Here is a 25,490-nt window from a genome sequence, read left to right on the forward strand (position 1 = left end):
TTTTACACGAAGCGTTGCGGAGAACCCGGTGCACAGACTTGCCCAACTGAACGACTGGCTGACCAACCGCATGTCCGGAAAGGCCTTCGAGCTGACGCCCGCATCGGCCGACGCCAGTTTCCGCCGCTATTTCCGCGTGAACTTCGCCGACGGCAGCCCCAGCCTGGTCGTCATGGACGCCCCGCCCGAACGCGAGGACTGCCGCCCCTGGCTCAAGGTGGAGGAGCTGTTCCGCGCCGCCGGCGCACACGTCCCGGAGGTGCTCGCGCAGGACCTCGACCAGGGCTTCCTGCTGCTTTCCGACCTCGGCAGCACGACCTACCTCGCCGCGCTGAACAAGGACAACGCTGCCCACCTCTACGCCGACGCCCTCGGCTCGCTGATCGCGATCCAGCGCGCGAGCCGGCCCGACGTGCTGCCCGAATACTCGCGCGAGCTGCTGCTGCGCGAACTGATGCTGTTCCCCGAGTGGTACATCGAGCGCCACAAGGGCGTCACCCTCGACGACCGCCAGCGCGTCACCCTGATGGACACCTTCGACCGCATCCTCGCGGTGAACCTCGCCGAGCCGCAGGTCTTCGTGCACCGCGACTACCACTCGCGCAACCTGATGTACCTCCCCGACCAGGTCAACCCCGGCATCATCGACTTCCAGGACGCGGTGTACGGCCCGCTCACCTACGACCTCGCCTCGCTGTTCAAGGACGCCTACATCCACTGGGAAGAGGACTTCACCCTCGACATGCTCGCGCGCTACTGGGAAGCGGCGCGCAAGCTGGGCCTGCCGGTGCGGGAAGACTTCTCGGATTTCCACCGCGACTACGAGTGGATGGGCGTGCAGCGCCACATCAAGGTGCTGGGCATCTTCGCGCGCCTGTATCACCGCGACGGCAAGGACGGCTATCTGCGCGACATGCCGCTGGTAATGGACTACCTGCGCCGCGCATGCAAGCGCTACCGCGACCTCGGGCCGCTGCTGCGGCTGCTGGACCGCCTCGACCCCGAGCCGGTCGAAGTCGGCTACACGTTCTGATGCGCGCGATGATCCTCGCCGCCGGGCGCGGCGAACGCATGCGCCCGCTGACGGACGCCTGTCCCAAGCCGCTGCTGCAGGCGGGCGGCAAGGCGCTGATCGTGTGGCACATCGAGCGCCTGCGCGATGCCGGCTTCACCGACATCGCGATCAACCACGCCCACCTCGGTGCGATGATCGAGGCCGCCCTCGGCGACGGCAGCGCCTTCGGCGTGCGCATCCGCTACTCGCCCGAGGCCGAGGCGCTGGAGACCGCCGGCGGCATCCGCCAGGCGCTGCCGCTGCTGGGCGACGCGCCCTTCCTCGTCGTGAACGGCGACGTGTTCTGCGACGCCGACCTCGCGGCATTGCGCGAGCGCGGCGCCACGCTCTCGGCCGACGGCGACCTTGCCCACCTGTTGATGGTGCAAAACCCCGAACACCATCCCGACGGCGACTTCCGTCTCGCCGACGGGCGTCTCCACCGCGACGGCGAACCGCGGCTGACCTTCTCCGGCATCGGCATCTACCACCCCGTCCTCTTCGCCGGCATCGCCGCGGGCACGCGCGCCGCGCTGGGACCGCTGCTGCGCACGGCGATGGACGCGGGGCGTGTCGGTGGCGCAGCGCACGCCGGCTACTGGCTCGACGTCGGCACCCCGGCACGGCTGGCCGAACTCGACGCCCGGCTGCGGCCGGCCGGCACCTGAACGCGCTCCGGCCGGCCCGGTCGAATCCGACACCAGCGCACATGCCATAATCTGCCGATGAATACGCCCCTCGACCGCTCCACGCTCGACGTCGCCCCCTTCCGCGCCCGCCGCGAGCGCCTGCTCGCCCGCATGAACGCACTCGGCGGCGGCGTAGCCGTCGTGCCGACCGCCCCGGAATACGCGCGCAACCGCGACACGAACTACCCGTTCCGTTACGACAGCTATTTCCACTACCTCACCGGCTTCGGCGAGCCCGAGGCGGTGGTGGTGCTGATCGCCGGCGATTCGCCGAAATCGATCCTGTTCTGCCGCGAGAAGAGCGAGGAGCGCGAGATCTGGGAAGGCTACCGCTACGGCCCGGACGCGGCGCGCGAGCACTTCGGCTTCGACGAAGCCTGGACCATCGGCGAGCTCGACCAGCGCCTGCCCGACCTCATGTCCGGACAGCCCGTGCTGTGGTGCAGCCTCGGCCACAACGGCGACTGGGACGCCCGCGTGATGCGCGCACTCAACACCGTGCGCGCGAATGCCCGCGCCGGCGCGATCCCGCCGCACGCGATCCGCGACGTGCGCGCCGAACTCGACGAGATGCGCATCCTCAAGGACGCCGCCGAAATCGCGATCATGCGCCGCGCCGGCGACATCTCGGGCGAAGCCCACCGCCGCGCGATGGCCGCGACCCGCCCCGGGCGCTTCGAATACGAGATCGAGGCCGAGCTGATCCACGCCTTCCGCCGCGCCGGCAGCCAGGCCCCCGCCTACCCGTCCATCGTCGCCAGCGGCGCCAACGCCTGCGTGCTGCACTACGTCGAGAACGACCGCCAGATGCGCGACGGCGAGCTGCTGCTGATCGACGCCGGCTGCGAACTCGATGGCTACGCTTCCGACATCACCCGCAGCTTCCCCGTGAACGGCCGCTTCAGCGGCCCGCAGCGCGACATCTACGAACTCGTGCTCGCCGCCCAGACCGCCGCGAAGGCCGCGATCCGGCCCGGCGCGCACTGGAACATGCCGCACGACGCCGCCGTCGCGGTGCTCGCGCAGGGCATGCTCGACCTCAAGCTCCTGTCCGGCAGCCTCGCCGAAGTCCTCGAACAGGGACACTACCGCCGCTTCTACATGCACCGCACCGGCCACTGGCTCGGGCGCGACGTGCACGACGCGGGCGAATACAAGCTCGACGGCCAGTGGCGGCCGCTGGCGCCGGGCATGGTGCTGACGGTCGAACCGGGCTGCTACATCCGCCCCGCCGAAGGCGTGCCGGAAGCGTTCTGGAACATCGGCGTGCGCATCGAGGACGACGCGCTGGTCACCGAAGACGGCTGCGAATACATCACCGAAGCGGCGCCGCGCTCGGTCGCCGACATCGAGGACGTCATGCGCGAGGCCGCCGATGGCGCAGCATGACCTGCTGATCGTCGGCGCCGGCCCGGTCGGCCTGTCGCTCGCCCTCGCACTCAAGGACAGCGGCCTCGCGATCGCGCTGGCCGACACGCGTCCGCGCGACGCCGTCGCCGCCGATCCGCGCGCGCTCGCGCTGGCCCACGGCTCGCGCCTCACGCTCGAACGCCTGGGCGTGTGGAACGATCTGCCGGCGACACCGATCCGCCACATCCACGTGTCGCAACAGGGCGGCTTCGGCCGCACCCGGCTCGAGGCCGACGACTACGGCGTGCCCGCACTCGGCTACGTCGTCCAGGCAGGCGCTCTGGCCGCGGCCCTGCGCGACGCCGTCGAATGCGCCGGCATCACGGTCATGGACCAGACCGAGGTGACCAGCCTGAACTCGAACTCCGACTCGGTGACGGCCAGCCTCGCCGGCACCGGCGCCACCATCCACGGCACCGCCGCCGGCGCCCGCCTCGTCGCCTGTGCCGAAGGCGGCCTGCTGGCCGGCACGCCGGACATCGTCGAGCGCGACTACGGCCAGCACGCACTCATCGCCAACGTGGGCATCGCCGGCAAGCACCGCGAAACCGCCTTCGAACGCTTCACGAGCGAGGGGCCGATCGCATTGCTGCCCCACGGCGACGAGTACGCGCTGGTGCATGTCGCCTCGCCCCAGCGCGCCACCGAGCTCCTGGCCCTGCCCGATGCCGCCTACCGCGAACACCTCCAGCGCCGCTTCGGCAGCCGCGTGCAACTCGCGCGCGTCACCGGGCGGCTGCGCTACCCGCTGGTGCTGCGCTACCGGCGCGACCCCGTCGGCCCGCGCACGGTCTGGTTGGGCAATGCCGCCCAGACCCTGCACCCCGTCGCCGGCCAGGGCTTCAATCTCGCATTGCGCGACGTGTGGGCGCTCGCCCGCACCCTCCTCGACTACCGCGGCGACCCCGGCCTCGCCGGCACGCTCGCAGCCTGGCGCGACGCCCGCCGGCTCGACCGTTTCGGCGCGATCAACTTCACCGACAGCCTGGTGCGCATCTTCAGCAACGATTTCGTCCCCCTGCACCACGCGCGCGGCGCCGCCCTGTTCGCGCTCGACATGCTGCCGCCGCTGCGCCACTTCATCGCCCGCCGCATGATGTTCGGCGCACGCGCCTGGCCGTGATACGCGCGATGCCGGCCCCGCCGGCAACCCCGCGTTATATGATTGCAGCCGAACAATCCAGGCACCGACAGTCCACAACATGAACAAGAACATGCGGATTCGCTACAAGATCACCCTCGCGGTCGGCATTGCAGTCACGGTGGTGCTCGTGGCGATGGCACTCTTCTATACGCACTTCCAGGAACAAACGGTCCTGAGCCAGAACGAGCGCACGATGGAAAAGCTCACCGAAAGCGTGGCCCAGGGCCTGCAGGCGGTGATGCTGGCGGGTTCCGCGGACATCGCCGAGTCCTATGCGGACCGCCTGAAGAAGGTCACCGACATCATCGATTTCCGCATCCTGCGCACCAATGGCGACGAAGCCTTCCGCGACAACAAGACCATCCACGACGTGAACCGCCGCCGCGGCGAGGAAACCTTCACGCCGCGCGACCACGAACAGCAGATTCCGGTGCTGCCGGCCGACGACCCCAACCTGCTCGCGACCGTCAGCGAGAACCGCACGCTCGCCGTCTACGAACCCGGCCTCGACGGCCACCGCACCCTGACCTTCCTCGCCCCGATCAAGTACATCGAGGCCTGCAGCAAATGCCACGGCACCGCAAACAAGGTGCGCGGCGTAATCAAGCTCACGACCTCGCTCGCCGCCGTCGAACGCGACATCTACGAGGTGCGCCAGTACGCGATCGGCGGCCTCGCCCTGGCGCTGATGGCGACCATGCTGCTCACCGGCTACATGCTCGGCCGCACCGTCGTCGAACCGCTGGAAAAGGTCACGCACGCGATGACGCGCGTCTCGGACGGCGACCTCGACCACCAGGTGCCGATCCAGAGCCGCGACGAAATCGGCACGATGGCCAACAGCTTCAACCGCATGACCTCGGAGCTGCGAACCACCTACGACGGCCTGCGCCGCGAGCAGGACAAGCTCACGACCATCATTCACGGCGCCGGCGAAGGCATCATCGTCACGGACAGCACCGGCGAGATCGTGCTGGTGAACCCGGCCGCCGAACGCCTGCTCGAAAAGCCCATAAGCCAGATCGTCAAGGAAGGTTTCTACGCGCTCCTCGACGACGAGGAGCAGATGCGCCTGTGGCTGTCCGACCCCGAGCAGGGCGGCGCGATCACGACCGCCTACAAGGAGCGCGTCCTGCAGGTCTTCGCCTCCACGATCTTCGGCAGCGACCACAACATCGTCGGATCGGCCGCACTGCTGCGCGACATCACCGAGGAAAAGCGCCTCGAGGACGAACTGCGCCGGCTCTCGACCACCGACGGCCTCACCGGCCTGTTCAACCGCCGCCACCTCGACGCCACGCTGGACACCGAATACAACCGCGCGCAGCGCACCGGCACCTCGCTCGCGGTGCTGATGTTCGATATCGACCACTTCAAGAAATTCAACGACACCTACGGCCACGACCAGGGCGACCGCGTGCTGCAATCCGTAGCGAAGAATTTCCACGACGCGCTGCGCAAGTACGACCTCGCGTGCCGTTACGGCGGCGAGGAATTCGTCGGCATCCTGCCCAACACGACGCTCGAGGGCGCATTCTGCGTCGCGGAGCGGCTGCGGGTGGAAATCGAAGCCGCCGAAGTCGACGGCCTCAAGGTCACCATCAGCGTCGGCGTCGCCGCGTTCCCCGAGCTTCCCGTCTCGACCCCGGAGGGCCTGATCGAGGCCGCCGATGCGGCGCTCTACCGCTCGAAGGAAGGCGGGCGCAACCGCAGCACGCGCGCACTGCCTCCCGAGCCGAGCACGCCTGCGGCGACGGGCGCGGATACCACACCAGTGTGACGCAGTCGCTGCCGGGGCGAGCATTCGGCTGCTCGCCCGGCGCCGCATGGGGTAAAATCCCGACCTTTCCCCCGCAACACGCCCCGCCCATGCAGTACGCCGGCTTTACCCTGCGCAACAACCTGTTCGTCGCCCCTATGGCCGGCGTCACCGACCGCCCCTTCCGCCAGCTGTGCAAGAAGCTCGGCGCGGGCGTCGCAGTGAGCGAGATGGTTACGTCCAACTCGCTGCTCTACGGCAGCGCGAAGACGCGCCGGCGTGCCAACCACGAGGGCGAGGTCGATCCGATCTCGGTGCAGATTGCCGGCGCCGACCCGCAGATGATGGCCGAGGCCGCCCGCTACAACGCGGACAGCGGCGCCCAGATCATCGACATCAACATGGGCTGCCCGGCCAAGAAGGTGTGCAACGTGATGGCGGGCTCCGCGCTGATGCAGGACGAGCCCCTCGTCGCCCGCATCCTTGAAGCCGTCGTCGCTGCGGTGCCGAACACCCCGGTCACGCTCAAGTTCCGCACCGGCTGGAACCGCCAGCATCGCAACGCCCCGACCGTCGCGCGCATCGCCGAGGAATCGGGCATCCGCGCGATCGCGATCCACGGCCGCACGCGCGCCGACCAGTACATGGGCGAAGCCGAGTACGACACCATCGCGCACGTGAAGACCCTGGTGAAGATCCCGGTCATCGCCAACGGCGACATCACCTCGCCCGAGAAGGCGAAGTACGTGCTCGACTACACCGGCGCCGACGGCGTCATGATCGGCCGCGCCGCCCAGGGCCGGCCGTGGATCTTCCGCGAGACCGAACACTTCCTGGCGACCGGCGAACTGATGCCCGCGCCGCTGGTCAGCGAGATCCTCCAGGTGTGCCGCGAACATCTGGCCGACCTGTACGCCTTCTACGGCGAAGATACCGGCGTCAAGGTCGCCCGCAAGCACATCTCCTGGTACACGAAGGGCCTGGTCGGGTCGGCCGCCTTCCGTCGCGCGATGAACCAGCTCCCCGACGTGCGCTCGCAGATGGCGGCCGTCGAGGACTTTTTCGGCCAACTGGCCCAGCAGGACGCCCGCCTGCGCTACGAAGAAGAACTCCCGCAGGAACTTGCCGCATGAGCCGCCCCAACGAAATTGCCGACTCGGTCCAGCGCACCCTGGACCAGTATTTCCGTGACCTCGACGGTGAAAAACCCGCCGCGATCTACGAGATGGTGATCCGCAACGTCGAACGCCCGATGCTCGAGTTCGTCCTCCGCCAGGCCAACGGCAACCAGACCGTGGCCGCGGAGATGCTCGGCATCAACCGCAACACGCTGCGGCGCAAGCTCACCGAATACGAACTCCTGTAAGCCCGAATTCCGCCGCGCGCCGCAGCTTGCGCACGGCTTCCCGCCTTCCGACTCCCTCCTGCGATCCGAACGATGAAAGTCTCCCAAGCCCTGATCAGCGTCTCCGACAAGCGCGGCGTCCTCGAATTCGCCCAGGCCCTGCACGGCCTCGGCGTGAAGATCCTGTCGACCGGCGGCACCGCCTCGATGCTGCGCGAGGCCGGCCTGCCGGTTACCGACGTGTCCGAGCACACCGGCTTCCCCGAGATGCTCGACGGCCGCGTCAAGACCCTGCATCCGACGGTGCACGGCGGCATCCTCGCGCGCCGCGACCTGCCCGAGCACATGGAGACCATTGCCGCGCACGGCATCTCGCGCATCGACCTCGTGGTCGTGAACCTCTACCCCTTCGCGCAGACCGTCGCCAAGCCCGATTGCACGCTCGAGGACGCCATCGAGAACATCGACATCGGCGGCCCGACCATGGTGCGCGCCGCGGCGAAGAATCACGGCGACGCGAAGGGCGGCGTCGGCATCGTCACCAACCCCGAGGATTACGCAGCGATCGTCGACGAGCTGAAAGCGAACGGCGGCGAACTGAGCTACAAGACCCGCTTCGCCCTCGCGGTGAAGGCCTTCACCCACACCGCCCGCTACGACAGCGCGATCTCCAACCACCTCACCGCGCTGACCTTCGGCGACAACGGCGAAGTGGCCAAGAAAGCCTATCCCGAGCGCTACCAGGTCGCCTTCGACAAGGTGCAGGACCTGCGCTACGGCGAGAACCCCCACCAGTCCGCCGCGTTCTACCGCGAGCCGAACGCCCCCGAAGGCTCGATCGCCGCGTACAAGCAGCTGCAGGGCAAGGAACTGTCGTACAACAACATCGCCGACGCCGACGCCGCATGGGAATGCGTCAAGGCCTTCGAAGGCACGACGCCCGCGTGCGTCATCGTCAAGCACGCCAACCCCTGCGGCGTCGCCATCGCCGAGTCGCCGACCGCCGCCTACCGCAAGGCCTTCTCGACCGATCCGACCTCGGCCTTCGGCGGCATCATCGCCTTCAACTGCGAAGTCGACCGCGCCGCGGCGGAAGCCGTGTCGGCGCAGTTCCTCGAAGTGCTGATCGCCCCCGCCTACACCGCCGATGCGCTGGCGCTGCTGACCGCGAAGCAGAACGTGCGCGTGCTCACCTGCCCGCTGGGCAAGCCCGCCGGCGCGCTGGACTACAAGCGCGTCGGCGGCGGCCTGCTGGTGCAGAGCGCCGACGAGGCCCGCATTGCAGTCGCCGACCTCAAGGTCGTCACCAAGCGCGCGCCGACCGAGCAGGAACTGGGCGACCTCCTCTTCGCCTGGCGCGTCGCCAAGTACGTCAAGTCGAACGCCATCGTCTACTGCCGTGACGGCATGACCGTCGGCGTCGGCGCCGGCCAGATGAGCCGTGTCGACTCCGCCCGCATCGCCGCGATCAAGGCCGAGAACGCCGGCCTCACGGTCAAGGGCACGGTCGTCGCCTCCGACGCCTTCTTCCCGTTCCGCGACGGCCTCGACGTGCTCGCCCAGGCCGGCGCCACCGCCGTCATCCAGCCCGGCGGCTCGATGCGCGACGCCGAAGTGATCGCCGCGGCCGACGAACAGGGCGTCGCGATGGTCTTCACCGGCTTCCGCCACTTCCGCCACTGATCCGCAGCGCAGGAAACAGCATGAAAGTTCTCGTCATCGGCTCCGGCGGCCGCGAACACGCACTGGCCTGGAAACTCGCGCAGTCGCCCAAGGTCACGCGCGTCCTGGTCGCGCCGGGCAATCCGGGCACGGCGCGCGAGCCGCTGCTCGAGAACGTCGCCGTCACGGCGATCCCCGAGCTCGTCGAGCTGGCGAAGCGCGAGCAGGTGCAGTTCACCGTCGTCGGCCCGGAAGCGCCGCTCGCAGCCGGCGTCGTCGACGCCTTCCGCGCCGCCGGCCTGCCGATCTTCGGACCCACGAAGGCCGCGGCACAGCTTGAAAGCTCCAAGGACTTCGCCAAGCGCTTCCTGATCCGCCACAACATCCCGACGGCGAAGTACCAGACCTTCTCCGACGCCGCGGCGGCACACGCCTACGTGAACGCCGAAGGCGCCCCGATCGTCATTAAGGCCGACGGCCTCGCGGCCGGCAAGGGTGTGGTCGTCGCCATGACGCTCGACGAGGCACATGCCGCGATCGACATGATGCTCACCGACAATCGCATGGGCGTGAGCTACGGCGACGCCGGCGCGCGCGTCGTGATCGAGGAGTTCATGCGCGGCGAGGAAGCGAGCTTCATCGTCATGGCGGACGGCAAGAACGCGCTGGCGCTCGCCACCAGCCAGGACCACAAGCGTCTCAAGGACAACGACGAAGGCCCCAACACCGGCGGCATGGGCGCCTACTCGCCCGCCCCGGTCGTCACGCCCGAAGTGCACGCGCGCGTGATGCGCGAGATCATCATGCCCACGCTCGCCGGCATGGCGGCCGACGGCCTGCCCTACACCGGCTTCCTCTACGCCGGCCTGATGATCGACGACGCCGGCCAGCCGCGCGTGGTCGAATTCAACTGCCGCATGGGCGATCCGGAAACGCAGCCGATCATGATGCGGCTCAAGACCGATCTCTCCGACCTCGTCGAAGCCGCAATCGGCGGCCGCCTCGACCAGGCCGAAGCCGAATGGGACCGCCGCGTCGCCCTCGGCGTCGTGCTCGCGGCGGCGGGCTACCCCGAGTCGCCACGCAAGGGCGACGTCATCACCGGCCTGCCCACGACCGAAGTCGAGGACGTGCATGTGTTCCACGCCGGCACCGCCGAACAGGACGGGCAGGTCATCACCGCCGGCGGGCGCGTGCTGTGCGTCACCGCGCTGGGCGACAACGTGCGCAGCGCGCAGAAGCGCGCGTACGAAGTCGCCGACGCGATCGTCTTCGACGGCCGCCAGTTCCGCCGCGACATCGGCCACCGCGCCGTCGCGCGCAAGGCCTGAGGACGCAGCCACGATGAGCGCGCCCGACCGCTCCGCCGTCAAGGAGTACCTCCTCGCCCTGCAGCAACGCATCGTCGCGGCGCTGGAGACCTTCGACGGCGAAGGCTTCCGCACCGACGCGTGGGACCGTCCGGGCGGAGGCGGCGGCATCACCCGCGTCATCGAGGAAGGCCGCTTCTTCGAACGCGGCGGCGTGAACTTCTCGCACGTGATGGGCGCCGGCATGCCAGCGTCCGCGACGGCGCACCGCCCCGAACTCGCCGGCCGCTCCTTCGAGGCGATGGGCGTGTCGCTGGTCCTGCACCCGCGCAACCCGTACTGTCCCACCGCGCACATGAACGTGCGCTTCTTCATCGCGCTGCCGCCGGCGAACGAGCCCGACGCAGCGCCGATCTGGTGGTTCGGCGGCGGCATGGACCTCACGCCCTACTATCCGTTCGAAGAGGACGTCCGCCACTTCCACCGCACCTGCAAGGCAGCGGTGCTGCCCTTCGGCGGCGAGGCGGAATACCGTCGCCTCAAGGAGTGGTGCGACAGCTACTTCTTCCTCAAGCACCGCAACGAACCGCGCGGTGTCGGCGGCCTGTTCTTCGACGACCTCGGCGCGGACGGCAAGATCGCGTTCGATGACGGCTTCGGCCTCGTGAAGAGCGTCGGCGACGCTTTCGTGCCGGCCTATCTGCCGCTCCTCGAGCGCCGCAAGGACATCGCCTATGGCGAGCGCGAGCGCGACTTCCAGGCCTACCGCCGCGGTCGTTACGTCGAATTCAACCTGGTGTTCGACCGCGGCACGCTGTTCGGCCTGCAGTCGGGCGGACGCACCGAATCGATCCTGATGTCGCTGCCGCCGATCGTGAAATGGCGCTACGACTGGCATCCCGAAGCGGGGAGCGCGGAAGCGAAGCTTTACGACGAATTCCTCAAGCCGCGCGACTGGTGCTGAGTTCCGGCAAGCGCCGGCAGGGATGAACGACGGCCGCTCCACACGGGGCGGCCGTTTCGTTTTCAGGCGGCGGAACGCTGTGCGGCGGCGCGATAGTGCGCCTGCGCCTCGTCCGCGCGCTCGAGGCGCTCGAGCAGACCGGCCAGCGCGAGATGCGTCTCGACCGACGGTGCAAGGTTGAGCGAAGCCTCGAGGTAGCTCTGCGCCTTGCCCCACAGCTGCGCGTTCAGGCACAGGCGCCCGAGCGCGAACAGCAGGCCGGCATCCTTGGGATACATGCGCAGCCACTTCTCGCCGCGGGCGAGGCAATCGACGGCGTCGCCTTCGCAGCAATAACCGTACAGGCGGGCGAGGCCGCTGTCCCATTCCGCATCGAGCAGGCGCTCGAGCGTCCGGCGCGCGAGCGCCCCCTGGCCCGTCTCGGCGAGGTAAGGCACGGCACGTTCGACCAGGCGCCGGTCGTTCAACTCGTCCGCGGGAATCTCCCGCCAGTATGCGGTCAGACCCTCGGCGTCGCCGGCCAACTCGCGCATGCGCTCGAGATGCGCGCGCCGCAGCACGGAACGCACCTGCTCCTCGGACATGGCCTTGTGCTTGTGCAGCTGGCGCGCGGTGCGCAGCACCTCGTCCCAGCGCGCGAGCGCAGAAGCGACCCGCAACGACAGGCGCAGCGCGGCGATATGGCGATGGCCCGCAAGGCGCAAATTCTCGAGACGCTCGGCGGCCTCCTCGAAACGACGCCCTTCCACCGCCAGCTCCGCCTCCGTCATCAGGCGCGCGACGCGCGATTCGTCTTCCTGCTCGGCCGATTTCCCGAGCCAGATGCGATAACGCGTGTCGTCGCGCATCGCGTGTGCCGCGCGGGCGGCGACGAGCGCCGCCATCGAGCGGTTGTCGCTGTCGGAAAACGCCGCACCGGCGAACTTCACCGCCTGCGCGAAACGCCCCTCGAACAGCGCGCGCAGCCCGTCGCGCAGTGCGCGGCCGGCTTTTTCCTTGCGGCGCCGCTCGCGGTACTGGACGACGCGCCCGGGCAACGCCATCGTCCGGCGAATGATCCGCAACACCGCGTAGGCACTGAAGAACGCGACGATCAGCCCGACGATCAGCAGGTTGAGCGAGAGCTGGACGCGCCACGGCGGAACGACGATCAGCACATAGCCGTCGTTGACGCTCGCGAGCATCGCGACGCCGGCCGCAAGCGCGAAGATTCCGATGAGCCAGATCAATGCACGCATGACCGGCTCCTCAGCGCGCGGCGCCGGCGGGCTGTTGCGCGGCACTTCCCTTCGCCGGTAGCTCGGCGGGCGGCACGGCGACCGCCGGAGCGTTCCGGTTCGCCTCGCCCGCGCGCGCCTGCAGCAGGCGCAGCGCGGCAATGCTCTCGACCGGCGCGGGTTGCTCCACCTTGACCGGCATCGCCGCGAGAGCCGCCAGCTCGGACAGGGTCTCCTGCACCTTGGCGTCGCGCTTGTCGAAGTAGCGTCCCACCCAGCTCTGCGCCTGGGCAAGGTCCGCCGAGAACGTGCGCCCGTCGCGCGCCAGCAGCGCCAGACGGGCGGTCAGCAGGCGGATCTTGAGATTCTCGCGCAGGTAGGTGCTTTGGGCCGGAGCGAGCAGAACCGGCTCGGGCTGGTCGAGACGCTCGATGCGCACCAGCGCGAGGATCTCGTGCCAGACCTCGTGCGCCACCTCCTTGATGAAATCCATCGGCGACGGCGCGGCCGCGGCCGGCGCAGCGGCAGTGTCTCCATCGACGGACGGCTGCGCAGCGAGTTCGCCGGCGAACGCGAGCGGCAGGCCATCGACTCGTTCGAGCAGGCCTTCGAGGCGCAGCGCGATGCCCGGGACATCCACCTGCGGCGCGGCCTTCAGCATTTCGATATCGCGCGCCAGCGCGCGCCGCAGCGGCAGCAGCTGGCCGGCGTCCTGCGCGGCGATGCGCCCCTCGGCGCCCTGCAGGGCGACCAGCGCGGCCTCGGCGTTGCCGGCGAGCTGCAGCTGCTGCGCCGCCATCGCCACGGCGTATTCCGCCTCGGCGATGACGCGGTCCTCGCGCGTACGCGAGAACTGCTGATAAAGCGTCTCGAGCGTAGCGGCCTGCCCCTCGGTGGCGGCCACCTGGGCCTCGAGCGCCCCGAGCTTGCCTTGCAGCGCGGCGATGGTCTCCTGCTGCTGGCGGGCGAGCGCGCGATATTCGGTCGCGGCCGAGTCGCCCGCCGCGAGGCGTTGGGCAACTTCCTCGCGCACGGCGGCAACGCTGCCGCGCATGTCGTGCACGTACCAGCCGAGCACGCCGGCGCCGACGAGCGCAATCACGGAGATCGCAACGGCCAGGCCGCCACGGGAACTGCCGCCCGCAGCAGCGGAGGCGGACGGACGCCCCGCCGCTTCACGATTCGGAGCGGGGGCGGATTCGGATGAACTGGACTGGGTGAGCGCGGATTGTTCTTGGTTCATGGCCTGAGTGTAACCGAGGCGTGCCGAAAATGAGACTCGAGGGCGCCGACCAGCCCCTCGTCGCCCGCCGGCGTCTCGAGCACGAGCTCGAAGCCCGCCGCGCGTGCATGTGCAACGATGCGCGGATGGGGCGCGAAGACGGCGACCGTGCGCAGCACCGGCCAGCCATCGTCGCCGACCATGGTGCGCAGGTTGCCGACGCCCTCGCTGCTCGTGAGCGTGATCGCATCGAGGCGCCCGTCGGCAGCCAGACGCAGCAAGGGCGTCGGATCGATCGCGGGGCAATAGCGGCGATAACAGGTGACGTATTCGACCGTCGCGCCCCGTTCGCGCAGGGTCTCGCCGAGCAGGTCGCGACCGCCGTCGCCGCGAAAGATCAGGACGTGCCTGCCCGCGACCGCGTCCGCCCGGAACTCCGCCAGGGCCAGCACGGACTCGCTGTCGAAGCCGCTCTGCGGTGCGATGACGTCCTTGAAACCGTAGCCCGCCAGCGCCCGCTCGCTGCCCTTGCCGACGGTGGCGACGCGCAGGCCGGCGGGCCAGGGGCGACGCGCGAGAACCGGGCCGAGGGCGTGGCTCACGGCATTCGGGCTGACGAAGAACGCGAGATCGAATTCGTCCAGCCGGGCAATGACCTCATCGAGGGCGCGGCCGTCCTCGGGCTCGCCGATCGCGAGCACCGGAAAGCGCAGCGCGATGCCGCCGCGCGCCTCGATCGCCGTGCACAGGCTGTCGGCCTGCCCGGACGGCCGGGTCACCACGATGTGGCGCCCGGACAGCGTTGCCGCGGTCATGATCGCCACCGTCGCGGCCGGCCTCAGCCGATCTGGGCGAGGATGTCCTCGGCCCCCTGCTCGCGCAGGTCGGCCGCCAGCGCCAGCCCCAGCGTCTCGCAGTCCGCGGGATTGCCTTCGAGCTCGGCGCGCACGATGCGGCTGCCGTCGGGCAGCGCGACGAACCCGCGCAGCCACAGCTTGCCCGCACGGATCTCCGCGTAGGCGCCCAGCGGCACTTCGCAGCTGCCGGCGAGCGCGCGCGATACGGCGCGTTCCGCGCGCACGCACGCGGAGGTGTCGGCGTCGTTGAGCGGCGCCAGCCAGGCGGCGACGTCCTTGCGGCTCGCGAGGCATTCGATGCCCAGCGCGCCCTGCCCGGCTGCCGGCAGCGACACTTCGGACGGCAGCTCGCTGCGGATGCGGTCGGCCAAGCCGAGGCGCTTGAGGCCCGCCGCGGCGAGGATGATCGCGTCGTACTGCCCCTCGTCGAGCTTGCGCAGACGCGTGTCGAGGTTGCCGCGCAGGCTGGTCACGGCGAGCATCGGATACATCGCGTGCAGCTGCGATTCGCGCCGCAGCGAGGACGTACCCACGACGGCGCCCGGCGGCAGTTCGTCGAGGCTCGCGTAACGCGGCGACACGAAGGCGTCGAGCGGCACTTCGCGCTCGGAGATGCAGGGCAGCGCGAAGGGCTCGGCGAGCTGCATCGGCACGTCCTTCATCGAATGCACGGCGATGTCGGCGCGCCCTTCGAGCAGCGCCGCCTCGAGCTCCTTCACGAACAGGCCCTTGCCGCCGACCTTGGCCAGCGGGCGGTCGAGGATCTGGTCGCCGCGGGTCGTCATGCCCAGCAGCTCGACCCGGCAGCCGGGGTACAGCGCCTCGAGGCGGGCCTTGACGTGCTCGGCCTGCCACAGCGCGAGCCGGCTTTCGCGGGTGGCGATTACGATGCGTTCGGGCGGGGTGAATTCGGCGGAAGTTGCGCTCACGGTAAACGGACTCGTCGACAGATGATTTAGGATCCTGACAGGCGCGGCACATACCGCGTCGCAGCATCAGGGTTCGCGCCAATGGCGCCGCAGCGAAACAGCATTCTAGCATGGACGTCCGAGCACGCCTCTCGCCCCCCGAACCCCAACACCGCCACGGAAACATCATGAACCAGGACAAGGACGCACCACTGCGCGAAGACATCCGACTGCTCGGCCGCATGCTCGGCGACACCGTGCGCGACCAGCAGGGCGAAGCCGTGTTCGGCCTCATCGAACGCATCCGCCAGACCTCGGTGCGCTTCCGCCGTAACGACGACCGCGCCGCGCGCCAGGAGCTCGAAGGCATCCTCGATGCGCTGTCGCGCGAACAGACGATCCAGGTCGCGCGCGCGTTCAGCTATTTCTCGCACCTCGCCAACATCGCCGAGGACCAGCACCACATCCGGCGCAGCCGCGCCCACCTCATCGCCGGCTCCGCGCCGCGCGAAGGCAGCCTCGCGCATGCCCTCGCACGCGCCTTCGCCAGCGGCCACGAGGCATCGGAGCTGGCCGCGTTCTTCGACACCGCGGCGATCTCGCCGGTGCTCACGGCCCACCCGACCGAAGTGCAGAGGAAGAGCATCCTCAACTGCGAGACCGACATCGCCCGCCTGCTCGACCGGCGCGACCGCATGGTGCTCACGCCCGAGGAGCGCGAGCACAGCGACGAAGCCATGCGCCGCGCCGTGCTCATCCTGTGGCAGACGCGCATGCTGCGCCCGGCCAAGCTGTCGGTGGTCGACGAGGTGGCCAACGGCCTGTCGTACTTCGACGCGACCTTCCTGCGCGAAGTGCCGCGCCTCTACGCCGCCCTCGAAGACCAGCTCGCGCAGCGCGACCCGGCGCTGGGCGCGCTCGAACTGCCCGCCTTCCTGCGCGTGGGCAGCTGGATCGGCGGCGACCGCGACGGCAACCCCTTCGTCACGGCCGAGGTGCTCGAGCGCGCGCTCGCGATGCAGGCAGCCGCCGTACTCGGTTTCTACCTCGACGAGTTGCACACGCTCGGCGCGCGCCTGTCGCTCGCAGCGGGCCTCGTGAGCGCCTCCGACGCGCTCCTCGGACTGGCGGAGCGCTCGCCCGACCGGTCTCCGCACCGCAAGGACGAGCCTTACCGGCGCGCGATCTCCGGCATCTACGCGCGCCTTGCGGCGACCCACCGCACGCTGCTCGGCAGCGAGCCGCCGCGCCACGCGGTCGCGCAAGCGGAGCCCTACCTGAACGCGTACGAACTGTCCGAGGACCTCGACATCCTCCACCGCTCGCTAGTCGCCAACGGCTCGGCCGCCCTCGCGCGCGGCCGCCTGCGCCTGCTGCGCCGTGCCGTGCGCGTGTTCGGCTTCCACCTCGCCCCGATCGACCTGCGCCAGAACTCCGACGTGCACGAGCGCGTCGTCGCCGAGCTGCTGGCGACCGCCCAGCCCGGCACCGATTACCGCGCGCTGGACGAGACCGACCGCTGCGAGGTGCTGCTCACCGAACTCGCCACGCCGCGGCTGCTCGCCTCGCCGCACGTGCGCTACTCGGACGAGACCGAGGGCGAGCTGGCGATCTTCCGCGCCGCGCGCAACGCGCACCTGCGCTTCGGCAAGGAGGCGATCACGAACTGCATCATCTCCAAGACCGACGACGTCTCGGACCTCCTCGAGCTCGCGCTGCTGTTGAAGGAAGCGGGCCTGCTGCGCCCGCACGAGCAGGCGCTCGACGTGAACATCATCCCGCTGTTCGAGACCATCGAGGACCTCGCGAACGCGCCGACGGTCATGGACCGCCTGTTCGCGCTGCCGGCCTACATGAGCCTGCTGGAATCGCGCGAGCGGATGCAGGAGATCATGCTGGGCTACTCCGACAGCAACAAGGACGGCGGCTTCCTCACCTCCGGCTGGTCGCTGTACAAGGCCGAGATCGGGCTCGTCGAAGTGTTCGCCAAGCACGGCCTGCACCTGCGCCTCTTCCACGGCCGCGGCGGCTCCGTCGGCCGCGGCGGCGGCCCGAGCTACCAGGCCATCCTCGCGCAACCCGGCGGCGCCGTGCAGGGCCGCATCCGCCTCACCGAGCAGGGCGAGGTCATCGCCGCGAAGTACAACAACCCCGAAGTCGGCCGCCGCAACCTCGAGGTGCTGGTTGCCGCCACGCTGGAAGCGAGCCTGCTGTCGGACAACGCCCCCGCGCCGCGTGCCGAATTCCTCGACACGATGCAGGCGCTGTCGGACGCGGCCTTCGCCGCCTATCGCGGACTCGTGTACGAGACCGAGGGCTTCGAGCGCTACTTCTGGGAGTCGACGGTGATCTCCGAGATCGCCGAACTCAACATCGGCTCGCGCCCCGCCTCGCGCAAGAAGGGTACGCGCATCGAGGACCTGCGCGCGATCCCGTGGGTGTTCAGCTGGGCGCAGTGCCGCCTGATGCTGCCCGGCTGGTTCGGCTTCGGCGCGGCGGTGAAGGCGTGGCGCGCGACCCATCCCGACGACGGCCTCGCGCGCCTGCAGGCGATGTACAAGGAGTGGTCCTTCTTCGCCACGCTGCTGTCGAACATGGACATGGTGCTGGCGAAGTCGGACCTCGCGATCGCCTCGCGCTACGCCGGCCTGGTCAAGGACCCGGCCTTGCGCGACGCGATCTTCGGCCGCATCCGTGCCGAATGGCAGGACACCATCGACGCGCTGCTCGCGATCACCGGCCAGAAGGAGCTCCTCGACGACAACCCGCTGCTCAAGCGCTCGATCCGCAACCGCTTCCCCTACCTCGACCCGCTCAACCACGTACAGGTCGAACTGCTGCGCCGCCACCGCGACGGCCACGACGACGCGCGCGTGCGTCTCGGGATCCACATCACGATCAACGGAGTCGCCGCAGGGCTCCGGAACAGCGGCTGACGGGGGAAACGGCCTTCAGATCCCCAGCGTCTGCTTCACTGCCGGCCACTGCCGGCGGCTGACCGGCAGGCCTTCGGGCAACCCGGCCAGCAGGATGTCCCAGTGCGGTTCCCCGTCGTGCTCGCCCGCGCGCTCCACGCCGACCACGGCCGCGCGCGCGACGAGGCAGTTGCGGTGGATGCGCAGAAAGCGGCCGGCGAACTCCTGCTCCAGTTGCACCAGCGACTCGTCGAGCAGGTATTCGCGCTCGGCCGTGCGTGCCGTCACGTACTTCAGTTCCGCACGCAGGAACAGGACGTCCGCGACCGGCACCAGCAGGATGCGGCCGCGCTCGCTGACGCTGAAATGCTGCCGCGCACCGGGCGCCAGCGCGGCGAGTGCCGCATCCGCCAGCGGCTGGCGCCGATGCACCTTCGCCAGCGCATCGGCGAGGCGCTGCGCCCGCACCGGCTTCAGCAGGTAGTCGACCGCCGACAGTTCGAAGGCCTGCACCGCGTACTCGTCGTAGGCCGTCGTGAAGATCACGGCGGGGGGCTTCTCCAGGCGGCCGAGGTGGCGTGCGAGTTCGACGCCGTCCATCACCGGCATGCGGATGTCGGCCAGCACGACATCCGCCGCTTCGCTCTCGAGCAGACGCAGTGCCTCGACACCATTGGCTGCGACGCCGACGACGACGGTCGGCTGCTCCTGTGCGATGTCACCGAGCAGGTCGCGCAGGCGCGCACGCGCCGGCGCCTCGTCGTCGACGATCACCACGCGCAAGACCTGTGCCGACTCCATCAACGAACCTCCCCGCCCCCGCGACTCTCGCCCCGCCGGCGAACCGGCGCCCAGGGCATGCGGGGCTTTTGCTTTATAATTTTGGCCTGTTTGCGCGGCGCCAGCGACAACCGGCGCCCCGCCCCGCGACGGCCGCACCCGACCGCGCCATACCACTGACGGACATTATGACAGACACCACTTCCTCGCAGCCGGCCAAGGCCTGGTCGGGCCGCTTCACCGAGCCGGTCTCGGATCTCGTCAAACGCTACACCGCTTCGGTGTTCTTCGACCAGCGCATGGCGCGCCAGGATATTCGCGGCTCGCTCGCGCACGCGAAGATGCTCGCGCGCCAGGGCATCATCGGCGCACAGGACCTCGCCGACATCGAGCGTGGCATGACGCAGATCCTCGGCGAGATCGAGCGTGGCGAATTCGGCTGGAACCTCGACGACGAGGATGTGCACCTCAACATCGAAAAGCGCCTCACAGTGCTGGTCGGCGATGCCGGCAAGCGCCTGCACACCGGCCGCAGCCGCAACGACCAGGTCGCGACCGACATCCGTCTGTGGCTGCGCGACGCGATCGACCAGATCCTCGCGCTGATCGGCGACTTCCAGAAGAACCTGCTCGACGTCGCCGAGGCCAACGCCGCGACGGCGATGCCCGGCTTCACGCACCTGCAGGTCGCCCAACCGGTGACTTTCGGCCACCACCTGATGGCCTACTACGAAATGAGCCGCCGCGACGCCGAGCGCTTCGCCGACTGCCGCAAGCGCGTCAACCGCCTGCCGCTCGGCAGCGCCGCGCTGGCCGGCACCAGTTACCCGATCGACCGCGAGTTCGTCGCACGGGAACTGGGCTTCGACGAGGTCTGCTACAACTCGCTCGATGCCGTCAGCGACCGCGACTTCGCGATCGAGTTCTGCGCCGCCTCGGCGCTGCTGATGACCCACCTGTCGCGCTTCTCCGAGGAGCTGATCCTGTGGATGAGCCCGCGCGTGGGCTTCATCGACCTGGCCGACCGCTTCTGCACCGGCAGCTCGATCATGCCGCAGAAGAAGAACCCGGACGTGCCCGAACTGGTGCGCGGCAAGACCGGGCGCGTCAACGGCAGCCTGATCGCGCTGCTGACGCTGATGAAGGGCCAGCCGCTCGCGTACAACAAGGACAACCAGGAAGACAAGGAACCGCTGTTCGACACCGCCGACACGGTGATCGACACGCTGCGCATCTACGCCGACATGATCACCGGCATCCGCGTGAAGGCCGACGCGATGCGCGACGCGCTGAAGCAGGGCTACGCGACCGCGACCGACCTCGCCGACTATCTGGTCAAGAACGGCCTGCCCTTCCGCGACGCGCACGAAGCGGTCGCGCTCGCCGTGCGCGCGGCCGACGTGAAGGGCTGCGACCTGCCGCAGTTCACGCTCGACGAGCTGCGTGCGGCGATGGCGCATGTGCCGGGCGCGGCCGAGCGCGTGAAGGACGACGTCTTCGCCGTGCTCACCGTCGAAGGCTCGCTCGCTTCGCGCAAGCACATCGGCGGCACGGCGCCCGAGCAGGTCCGCGCCGCGATCGCGCGGGCGCGCAGCTCGCAAGACTGACCGCCCGGCGCCGATGGAACGGATCGGCAAATACGAAGTACGGCGCCCGCTCGGGGCGGGCGCCACCAGTTCCGTTCATCTCGCGTGGGATCCCTTCGCCGGACGCGAGGTCGCGATCAAGCGCATCCATCCCGAGATCCTGCGAGATCCGCAACGCGGACACATCTATCGCCACCTCCTGATGAACGAGGTTGCGCTCGCCGGGAAGCTGATCCATCCCCACATCGTCCGCACCTTCGATGCGCACGTCGACGACGAGGATGCCTGGATCGTCATGGAATACGTCGGCGGCGGCACGCTCGCGGATTTCTGCACGCCCGATGCGCTGCTGCCGTTCGATCGCCTGATCGAAATCATCTTCAAGTGCACCCGCGCGCTCGACTACGCATTCCGCCGCGGCATCACCCACCGCGACATCAAGCCGGCAAACATCCTGCTGACCGCCCGCGACGGCCAGGACATCAAGATTTCCGACTTCGGCGCCGCCTGCGACGTCGCGAGCGACCGCACGCAGATTGCCTCGGTCGGTTCGCCCGCCTACATGTCGCCGCAGCAGGTGCGGGCGATGCCGCTCGACCAGCAGACGGACATCTACTCCCTCGGCGTAGCGATGTACCAGCTGCTCACGGGCCGGCTGCCGTTCGAATCCGAAAACCAGTTCAGCCTGCTGTACAGCATCGCCCACGACGACGCCCCTCCTCCTTCGTCGATCCGGCCCGACGTCCCGGACGCGCTGGAAGCCATCGTCCGGCGCGCGATGGACAAGGATCTCGAGCGCCGCTACCGCGACTGGTCGGAATTCGCACACGACCTGGCGCAGGCCTTCCGCAACCGCGCCACGGCTTCGATCCACACCCCCATTCCGGACGCGGAGAAATTCCAGACCCTGCGCCGCCTGAGCTTCTTCCGCAACTTCAGCGACGTGGAACTGTGGGAGGTGATCGGCCTGTCGCGCTGGACCCGGGTGCAACCGGGCACGGTCGTATTCCGCGAGGGCGAACCGGGTGACCACTTCTGTTTCATCGCCGCCGGCGAGGCGCGCGTGAAGAAGCAGGGACGCCTGCTCAACCTCCTCAGCGAAGGCGAGTGCTTCGGCGAGATGTCCCTGTTCGCCGCCGGAGGCTCGGTGCGTTCCGCCACCGTCGAGGCAGCGACCCCCCTCCAGGTCCTGCGGATCGACGCCGCGGCCCTCGACCGGGCATCCGATACGACGCGCATGCATTTCTACCAGGGATTTCTCGAAGTGCTCGCAACACGCCTGTCGCTCGCCAATTCGCGCATCGCCAATGTATAGCGCCCGCATGACGAAGGTCACGGCGCGGAGGCCCTTGTGCTTGAAGCGCACGGGCCGGTCGGCTAGCTTAAGGACGACGGATAGCGCCGCATGAGGTTAGGCCGGCAAACGTCGGATTTTTTTACACCCCGCCGAAACCGGCATGCCTGGATCACAGGAAACCATTAATTATCAGCACCCTGGAGCACACGCCAATTCGGCACGAATCGTGCTCCAAGATATGAGACAAGCAAGAGCGTCGAAACTCGCCATCAGGGACGAAGAAAATGGGGATGACCCCGGAATCGAGCGGCAGCAACCTCGCAGGGCAGCCCGAAGGAAGTTCGGTGCCCCCGTCCGCGGGTTCGCGTCGTCGCTTCATCGGGGCGAGCGCCGGCGGCGTGGGTGTGCTGCTGGCCGTGCAGGCGAAATCGGCGCTCGGTCAAATCAGTTGCCTGAGCCCGTCAGCGATGGTCAGCGGCAACCTGAGCCACCACGCAGGCGAGGTGGTGTGTTCCGCAGGCCTGTCGCCCACCGACTGGAAACTGCAGATCAATCTCTCGTCCTGGGGCAACGTTGACGCTCCGAGATTCAAGCAGAATGTCGCATTGCTCGATGTCGACGGGAGTTCGTACAAGACCGGCCAGGATATCTCGCAGAACCCCAGGAGCGTCATGAACAGCGTGGGGGCCCTGGTTTCCGCGGTTCTCCCCGACGCTGACGTCCCCAGCTCGACGGGGATATGGGAGTTCCTCGCATTTCCGCAGAATTTCGCGACCTTGTCCGACTGCGAACTGATGCGCCACCTCATCGCCGCCTGGATCAACACGAATCTGCTCCCGGACTATCCGATCAAATCCTGGCACATCCAGGAAATGTGGCAGAGCCTGCGCCGCGGCGGCACCTATTGCCCGTCCAGCCTCGCATGCACGGGTACGATGGGGCTGACCGCCGCGGAAGTGATCAGCTACATCAAGACCACATACTCAGGCACCGAATCGCCCCTGCTGTATGTCTGCAAGAAACAAAACTCGACCACAAAGTGAAGACGACCTCCCCCTGAAGGATGCAATGACGCTGAGCGTCCTTCACGGCCGGGCGTTCGTATTCTCGCCGCAGTGGCGCGACGAAGGCGTGAGCGTGCTGTTCGACAGCAATTCCGGCGACTACTGGTTGCTCTCCCCGCTGGCGCGCGAAATCGTCAGGCACGCGACCGAAGCCGGCCCGGCGGACGCATCCGCCATGATCCGCCACGTCGGCACACAGGCGGTCGTGCTCGATGGCGTCGACTCCGGCGAAGCAACGATCCGCCGCGTGATCGATGAACTGGTGCAGCTATCGATTCTCGCGCACACTTGAGCGCAACTCGTTCCGCGACGCGCGCTGGCTAACGGATTGATCGACGTCACCCTCTACCTCGCCCCGGTCACGGTGCGTTTGCGCGCACCTTTCGGCACGGTGCGCCACCATCTCGAGACCTTCTACCCGGACGCACTGCGCCCCTCCGGAAGGACGGGGAATTTCATCGATTTCGACATCCGCATCGCCCACGGAACGGGATGGCGCCGCTGGCTCCGGCCGCAGGCGCGCTTCCTGCTCGATAACACGGAACCCTTCCTGCCCCTGCCGGCCAGCCAGGCCGCCCCGCTCTTCGAATGGGGGCTCAACTGGTGCCTCGCCTCCCGACCGCTCGGCTACCTTGTCATGCACGCAGCGGTCGTCGCCCGCGACGGCGACGCGCTCGTCATGCCGGGGTCCCCGGGCGCGGGCAAGAGCACGCTGTGCGCGGCGCTGACCTTCATCGACCAGTGGCAGCTGCTGTCCGACGAACTGGCGATCCTCGCGCCCGAGAGCGGCAGCCTGCAACCCAATCCGCGGCCGATCAGCCTCAAGAACGAATCGATCGACATCGTTGCGCGCTTTCCGGGCGCCCGGCTCGGGCGCCGCTACGCGGACACCCGCAAGGGCACCATCAGCCACGCGGCTCCCCCCGCGGCATCGCGTACAGTCGCCCGGCAGGCGCGGTGCCGCTGGGTGATTTTCCCCCGCTTCACGCCGGGATCCGCTCCCCGCTGCGAGGCAATCGGCCGCGCCGAGGCATTCGCACGCATCGCGGAGCAATCCTTCAATCGCGACCGCATGGGCGACACCGGATTTCACGCACTGTGCGGCATGCTCGACAAGGCACGCTGCTTCGACATCGCCTACGATTCGACCGAGACGGCGCTGGTGATGGTGCGCGACATCACCGGACGCTGATGCGATGCAATCGGCCGCCTGCAGACGCCTGGTTTCGATCCTCAAGACGCCGACGCAGGCTTGCGCGCTGGACCTTGCCGCGTGGTCGGAACTGGTCGCGAGTGCGCGCGCGGCGAACCTTGCGGGCCTGCTCGCCGAACGCGTCGCTACGGCCGGGATCGAGGTCCCACCCGAGGCCGCACGACACCTGGCGGCCGTACGCCAGCTCAGCCGGCGCCAGACGCAATCGGTCCGCTGGGAAGTGCACGGACTGCAGCGTGCCCTGTGCCGTCTGGGCATCCCGCTGGTACTGCTGAAGGGGGCCGCCTATGCCGTATCCGACCACCCCGTCGGGCGCGGCCGCCTGTTCGGCGACATCGACATCCTCGTGCCGCACCACGCCCTCGGCGATGTCGAGTTGCGCCTGATGGTGGCGGGCTGGGCGTCGGCCAAGACCTCGCCCTACGACCAGCGCTACTACCGCACGTGGATGCACGAGTTGCCGCCGATGGTGAGCGTGCGACGCGGCACCGTGCTCGACGTCCATCACACGATCCTGCCGCTCACGTCACGGCACAACCCCGACGCCGAGACGATCATCCGGGCCGCATCCGCACTGCCCGACCTGCCCGCCGTCCGCATCCCGCGCCCCGAACACCTGCTGATCCACAGCATCGTGCACCTGCTGCACGAAGGCGAACTCCACAACGGCCTGCGCGACCTGTTCGACATCGACGGGCTGCTGCGCACGGGTGCCAACGAAGCGGATTTCTGGCAGCGCGTCGTCGACGCCTCACGCACGCTCGATGTCGTCGCGCCGGTCGCATTCGGCCTGCACCTTGCCGCACACCTGCTCGACAGCCCGATTCCGCCGCCTGTGCTTGCGGACATGCGAAATGCCGCGGGCGGGCCGGCCTCGCGCCTGTTGACGATGCTGTACACGACCGCGATCCGCCCCGAGAACGAGGCGACCGAAAGTCCCGCAGCCATGCTCGCCCGCTTCGCGATCTACGTCCGCGCCCATTGGCTGCGGATGCCGCCGCATCTCCTGCTGCGCCACCTCGCGCACAAGTCGATTGCACGGCTCAAAAAAGACGAGCCCGCCGTCGAAGGGCGGGCCTGATCTCAATCCCTGC

22 protein-coding genes are annotated in these 25,490 nt (G+C 68.8%); 17 read left to right on the forward strand and 5 right to left on the reverse strand.

The features are described 5' to 3' along the window. Positions 1-28: 28 nt before the first annotated feature. The 10 genes from BW991_RS07640 (at position 29) to hemF (ending at position 11,337) form a co-directional block, all read left to right on the forward strand. Positions 29-1,033, forward strand: a complete 1,005-nt coding sequence (locus tag BW991_RS07640; protein WP_076601498.1) for an aminoglycoside phosphotransferase family protein — start codon at positions 29-31, stop codon at positions 1,031-1,033. 8 nt (positions 1,034-1,041) lie between these two features. Further along, complete coding sequence (murU, locus tag BW991_RS07645) at positions 1,042-1,722, forward strand: N-acetylmuramate alpha-1-phosphate uridylyltransferase MurU (RefSeq protein WP_076601690.1); 681 nt, start codon at positions 1,042-1,044, stop codon at positions 1,720-1,722. Between the two features lie 57 nt (positions 1,723-1,779). Further along, positions 1,780-3,132 carry an aminopeptidase P N-terminal domain-containing protein gene (locus tag BW991_RS07650; RefSeq protein ID WP_076601499.1) on the forward strand — a complete coding sequence of 451 codons (1,353 nt, stop codon included), beginning with the start codon at positions 1,780-1,782 and terminating at the stop codon, positions 3,130-3,132. Then, a complete protein-coding gene (locus tag BW991_RS07655) occupies positions 3,119-4,276 on the forward strand; it encodes an FAD-dependent monooxygenase (RefSeq protein WP_076601500.1) in 1,158 nt (385 codons plus the stop codon). The genes BW991_RS07650 and BW991_RS07655 overlap by 14 nt, the downstream gene beginning before the upstream one ends. 79 nt (positions 4,277-4,355) lie before the next feature. Further along, positions 4,356-6,077, forward strand: a complete 1,722-nt coding sequence (locus BW991_RS07660; protein ID WP_076601501.1) for a diguanylate cyclase — start codon at positions 4,356-4,358, stop codon at positions 6,075-6,077. 89 nt (positions 6,078-6,166) lie between these two features. Further along, on the forward strand, positions 6,167-7,189 hold the full coding sequence (gene dusB / locus BW991_RS07665; protein ID WP_076601502.1) for a tRNA dihydrouridine synthase DusB: 1,023 nt from the start codon (positions 6,167-6,169) through the stop codon (positions 7,187-7,189). Next, complete coding sequence (locus tag BW991_RS07670; protein ID WP_050414691.1) at positions 7,186-7,422, forward strand: helix-turn-helix domain-containing protein; 237 nt, start codon at positions 7,186-7,188, stop codon at positions 7,420-7,422. Before dusB ends, BW991_RS07670 begins: the two co-directional genes overlap by 4 nt. Positions 7,423-7,494: 72 nt before the next feature. Next, complete coding sequence (purH, locus tag BW991_RS07675) at positions 7,495-9,084, forward strand: bifunctional phosphoribosylaminoimidazolecarboxamide formyltransferase/IMP cyclohydrolase (protein WP_076601503.1); 1,590 nt, start codon at positions 7,495-7,497, stop codon at positions 9,082-9,084. 20 nt (positions 9,085-9,104) lie between these two features. Beyond that, positions 9,105-10,394, forward strand: a complete 1,290-nt coding sequence (gene purD, locus BW991_RS07680) for a phosphoribosylamine--glycine ligase (protein ID WP_076601504.1) — start codon at positions 9,105-9,107, stop codon at positions 10,392-10,394. A 13-nt stretch (positions 10,395-10,407) separates the two neighbouring features. Beyond that, positions 10,408-11,337, forward strand: coding sequence for an oxygen-dependent coproporphyrinogen oxidase (gene hemF, locus BW991_RS07685; RefSeq protein WP_076601505.1), 930 nt, complete (start codon positions 10,408-10,410; stop codon positions 11,335-11,337). A 62-nt stretch (positions 11,338-11,399) separates the two neighbouring features. Here the strand turns inward: hemF and BW991_RS07690 are convergent, their stop codons facing one another. Genes BW991_RS07690 through hemC form a run of 4 tightly spaced genes read right to left on the reverse strand, consistent with a single transcriptional unit; the run spans position 11,400 to position 15,562 of the window. After that, positions 11,400-12,575: a heme biosynthesis HemY N-terminal domain-containing protein gene (locus BW991_RS07690; RefSeq protein WP_076601691.1), complete on the reverse strand. Its 1,176-nt coding sequence runs from the start codon at positions 12,573-12,575 to the stop codon at positions 11,400-11,402. A gap of 10 nt (positions 12,576-12,585) precedes the next feature. Continuing rightward, positions 12,586-13,797 (reverse strand): uroporphyrinogen-III C-methyltransferase, encoded by a 1,212-nt coding sequence (locus BW991_RS07695; RefSeq protein WP_076601506.1) that lies wholly within the window; start codon positions 13,795-13,797, stop codon positions 12,586-12,588. Continuing rightward, entirely contained in the window at positions 13,794-14,591 is a 798-nt protein-coding gene (locus tag BW991_RS07700; protein WP_076601692.1) for a uroporphyrinogen-III synthase, read from the reverse strand. The genes BW991_RS07695 and BW991_RS07700 overlap by 4 nt, the downstream gene beginning before the upstream one ends. Positions 14,592-14,614: 23 nt before the next feature. Then, the gene (gene hemC, locus BW991_RS07705) at positions 14,615-15,562 is read right to left on the reverse strand and encodes a hydroxymethylbilane synthase (RefSeq protein WP_076601507.1); all 948 of its coding nucleotides are present in this window, start codon (positions 15,560-15,562) and stop codon (positions 14,615-14,617) included. A gap of 167 nt (positions 15,563-15,729) precedes the next feature. On the opposite strand from hemC, the gene ppc reads away from it, so the two are divergent. Beyond that, positions 15,730-18,477 carry a phosphoenolpyruvate carboxylase gene (ppc, locus tag BW991_RS07710; RefSeq protein ID WP_076601508.1) on the forward strand — a complete coding sequence of 916 codons (2,748 nt, stop codon included), beginning with the start codon at positions 15,730-15,732 and terminating at the stop codon, positions 18,475-18,477. 15 nt (positions 18,478-18,492) lie between these two features. On the opposite strand, the gene BW991_RS07715 is transcribed toward ppc, so the two are convergent. Then, positions 18,493-19,257: a LytR/AlgR family response regulator transcription factor gene (locus tag BW991_RS07715; protein WP_076601509.1), complete on the reverse strand. Its 765-nt coding sequence runs from the start codon at positions 19,255-19,257 to the stop codon at positions 18,493-18,495. 167 nt (positions 19,258-19,424) lie between these two features. Between BW991_RS07715 and argH the strand changes: the two genes are divergently transcribed. From argH to BW991_RS07745, 6 genes are all read left to right on the forward strand, one after another. Next, the gene (gene argH / locus BW991_RS07720; protein WP_076601510.1) at positions 19,425-20,843 is read left to right on the forward strand and encodes an argininosuccinate lyase; all 1,419 of its coding nucleotides are present in this window, start codon (positions 19,425-19,427) and stop codon (positions 20,841-20,843) included. 13 nt (positions 20,844-20,856) lie between these two features. Continuing rightward, on the forward strand, positions 20,857-22,137 hold the full coding sequence (locus BW991_RS07725; protein ID WP_076601511.1) for a serine/threonine protein kinase: 1,281 nt from the start codon (positions 20,857-20,859) through the stop codon (positions 22,135-22,137). Between the two features lie 272 nt (positions 22,138-22,409). Further along, positions 22,410-23,162 (forward strand): hypothetical protein, encoded by a 753-nt coding sequence (locus tag BW991_RS07730; RefSeq protein ID WP_076601512.1) that lies wholly within the window; start codon positions 22,410-22,412, stop codon positions 23,160-23,162. Positions 23,163-23,187: 25 nt separating this feature from the next. Continuing rightward, positions 23,188-23,475: a hypothetical protein gene (locus BW991_RS07735; RefSeq protein ID WP_076601513.1), complete on the forward strand. Its 288-nt coding sequence runs from the start codon at positions 23,188-23,190 to the stop codon at positions 23,473-23,475. 36 nt (positions 23,476-23,511) lie between these two features. Further along, complete coding sequence (locus BW991_RS07740) at positions 23,512-24,375, forward strand: HprK-related kinase A (protein WP_084205002.1); 864 nt, start codon at positions 23,512-23,514, stop codon at positions 24,373-24,375. A gap of 4 nt (positions 24,376-24,379) precedes the next feature. Next, on the forward strand, positions 24,380-25,477 hold the full coding sequence (locus BW991_RS07745; RefSeq protein ID WP_076601515.1) for a nucleotidyltransferase domain-containing protein: 1,098 nt from the start codon (positions 24,380-24,382) through the stop codon (positions 25,475-25,477). Positions 25,478-25,490: the final 13 nt, after the last annotated feature.

Origin of the sequence: Aromatoleum tolulyticum, assembly GCF_900156155.1 — a bacterium.
GTDB classification, from domain to species: domain Bacteria; phylum Pseudomonadota; class Gammaproteobacteria; order Burkholderiales; family Rhodocyclaceae; genus Aromatoleum; species Aromatoleum tolulyticum.

Bases quoted from the DNA above. Each gene is read 5' to 3' on its own strand.
- murU (WP_076601690.1), top strand. From the start codon at position 1,042: ATGATCCTCGCCGCCGGGCGCGGCGAACGCATGCGCCCGCTGACGGAC.
- BW991_RS07650 (WP_076601499.1), top strand. From the start codon at position 1,780: ATGAATACGCCCCTCGACCGCTCCACGCTCGACGTCGCCCCCTTCCGC.
- BW991_RS07655 (WP_076601500.1), top strand. From the start codon at position 3,119: ATGGCGCAGCATGACCTGCTGATCGTCGGCGCCGGCCCGGTCGGCCTG.
- BW991_RS07660 (WP_076601501.1), top strand. From the start codon at position 4,356: ATGAACAAGAACATGCGGATTCGCTACAAGATCACCCTCGCGGTCGGC.
- dusB (WP_076601502.1), top strand. From the start codon at position 6,167: ATGCAGTACGCCGGCTTTACCCTGCGCAACAACCTGTTCGTCGCCCCT.
- BW991_RS07670 (WP_050414691.1), top strand. From the start codon at position 7,186: ATGAGCCGCCCCAACGAAATTGCCGACTCGGTCCAGCGCACCCTGGAC.
- purH (WP_076601503.1), top strand. From the start codon at position 7,495: ATGAAAGTCTCCCAAGCCCTGATCAGCGTCTCCGACAAGCGCGGCGTC.
- purD (WP_076601504.1), top strand. From the start codon at position 9,105: ATGAAAGTTCTCGTCATCGGCTCCGGCGGCCGCGAACACGCACTGGCC.
- hemF (WP_076601505.1), top strand. From the start codon at position 10,408: ATGAGCGCGCCCGACCGCTCCGCCGTCAAGGAGTACCTCCTCGCCCTG.
- BW991_RS07690 (WP_076601691.1), bottom strand. From the start codon at position 12,575: ATGCGTGCATTGATCTGGCTCATCGGAATCTTCGCGCTTGCGGCCGGC.
- BW991_RS07695 (WP_076601506.1), bottom strand. From the start codon at position 13,797: ATGAACCAAGAACAATCCGCGCTCACCCAGTCCAGTTCATCCGAATCC.
- BW991_RS07700 (WP_076601692.1), bottom strand. From the start codon at position 14,591: ATGACCGCGGCAACGCTGTCCGGGCGCCACATCGTGGTGACCCGGCCG.
- ppc (WP_076601508.1), top strand. From the start codon at position 15,730: ATGAACCAGGACAAGGACGCACCACTGCGCGAAGACATCCGACTGCTC.
- BW991_RS07715 (WP_076601509.1), bottom strand. From the start codon at position 19,257: ATGGAGTCGGCACAGGTCTTGCGCGTGGTGATCGTCGACGACGAGGCG.
- argH (WP_076601510.1), top strand. From the start codon at position 19,425: ATGACAGACACCACTTCCTCGCAGCCGGCCAAGGCCTGGTCGGGCCGC.
- BW991_RS07725 (WP_076601511.1), top strand. From the start codon at position 20,857: ATGGAACGGATCGGCAAATACGAAGTACGGCGCCCGCTCGGGGCGGGC.
- BW991_RS07730 (WP_076601512.1), top strand. From the start codon at position 22,410: ATGACCCCGGAATCGAGCGGCAGCAACCTCGCAGGGCAGCCCGAAGGA.
- BW991_RS07735 (WP_076601513.1), top strand. From the start codon at position 23,188: ATGACGCTGAGCGTCCTTCACGGCCGGGCGTTCGTATTCTCGCCGCAG.
- BW991_RS07745 (WP_076601515.1), top strand. From the start codon at position 24,380: ATGCAATCGGCCGCCTGCAGACGCCTGGTTTCGATCCTCAAGACGCCG.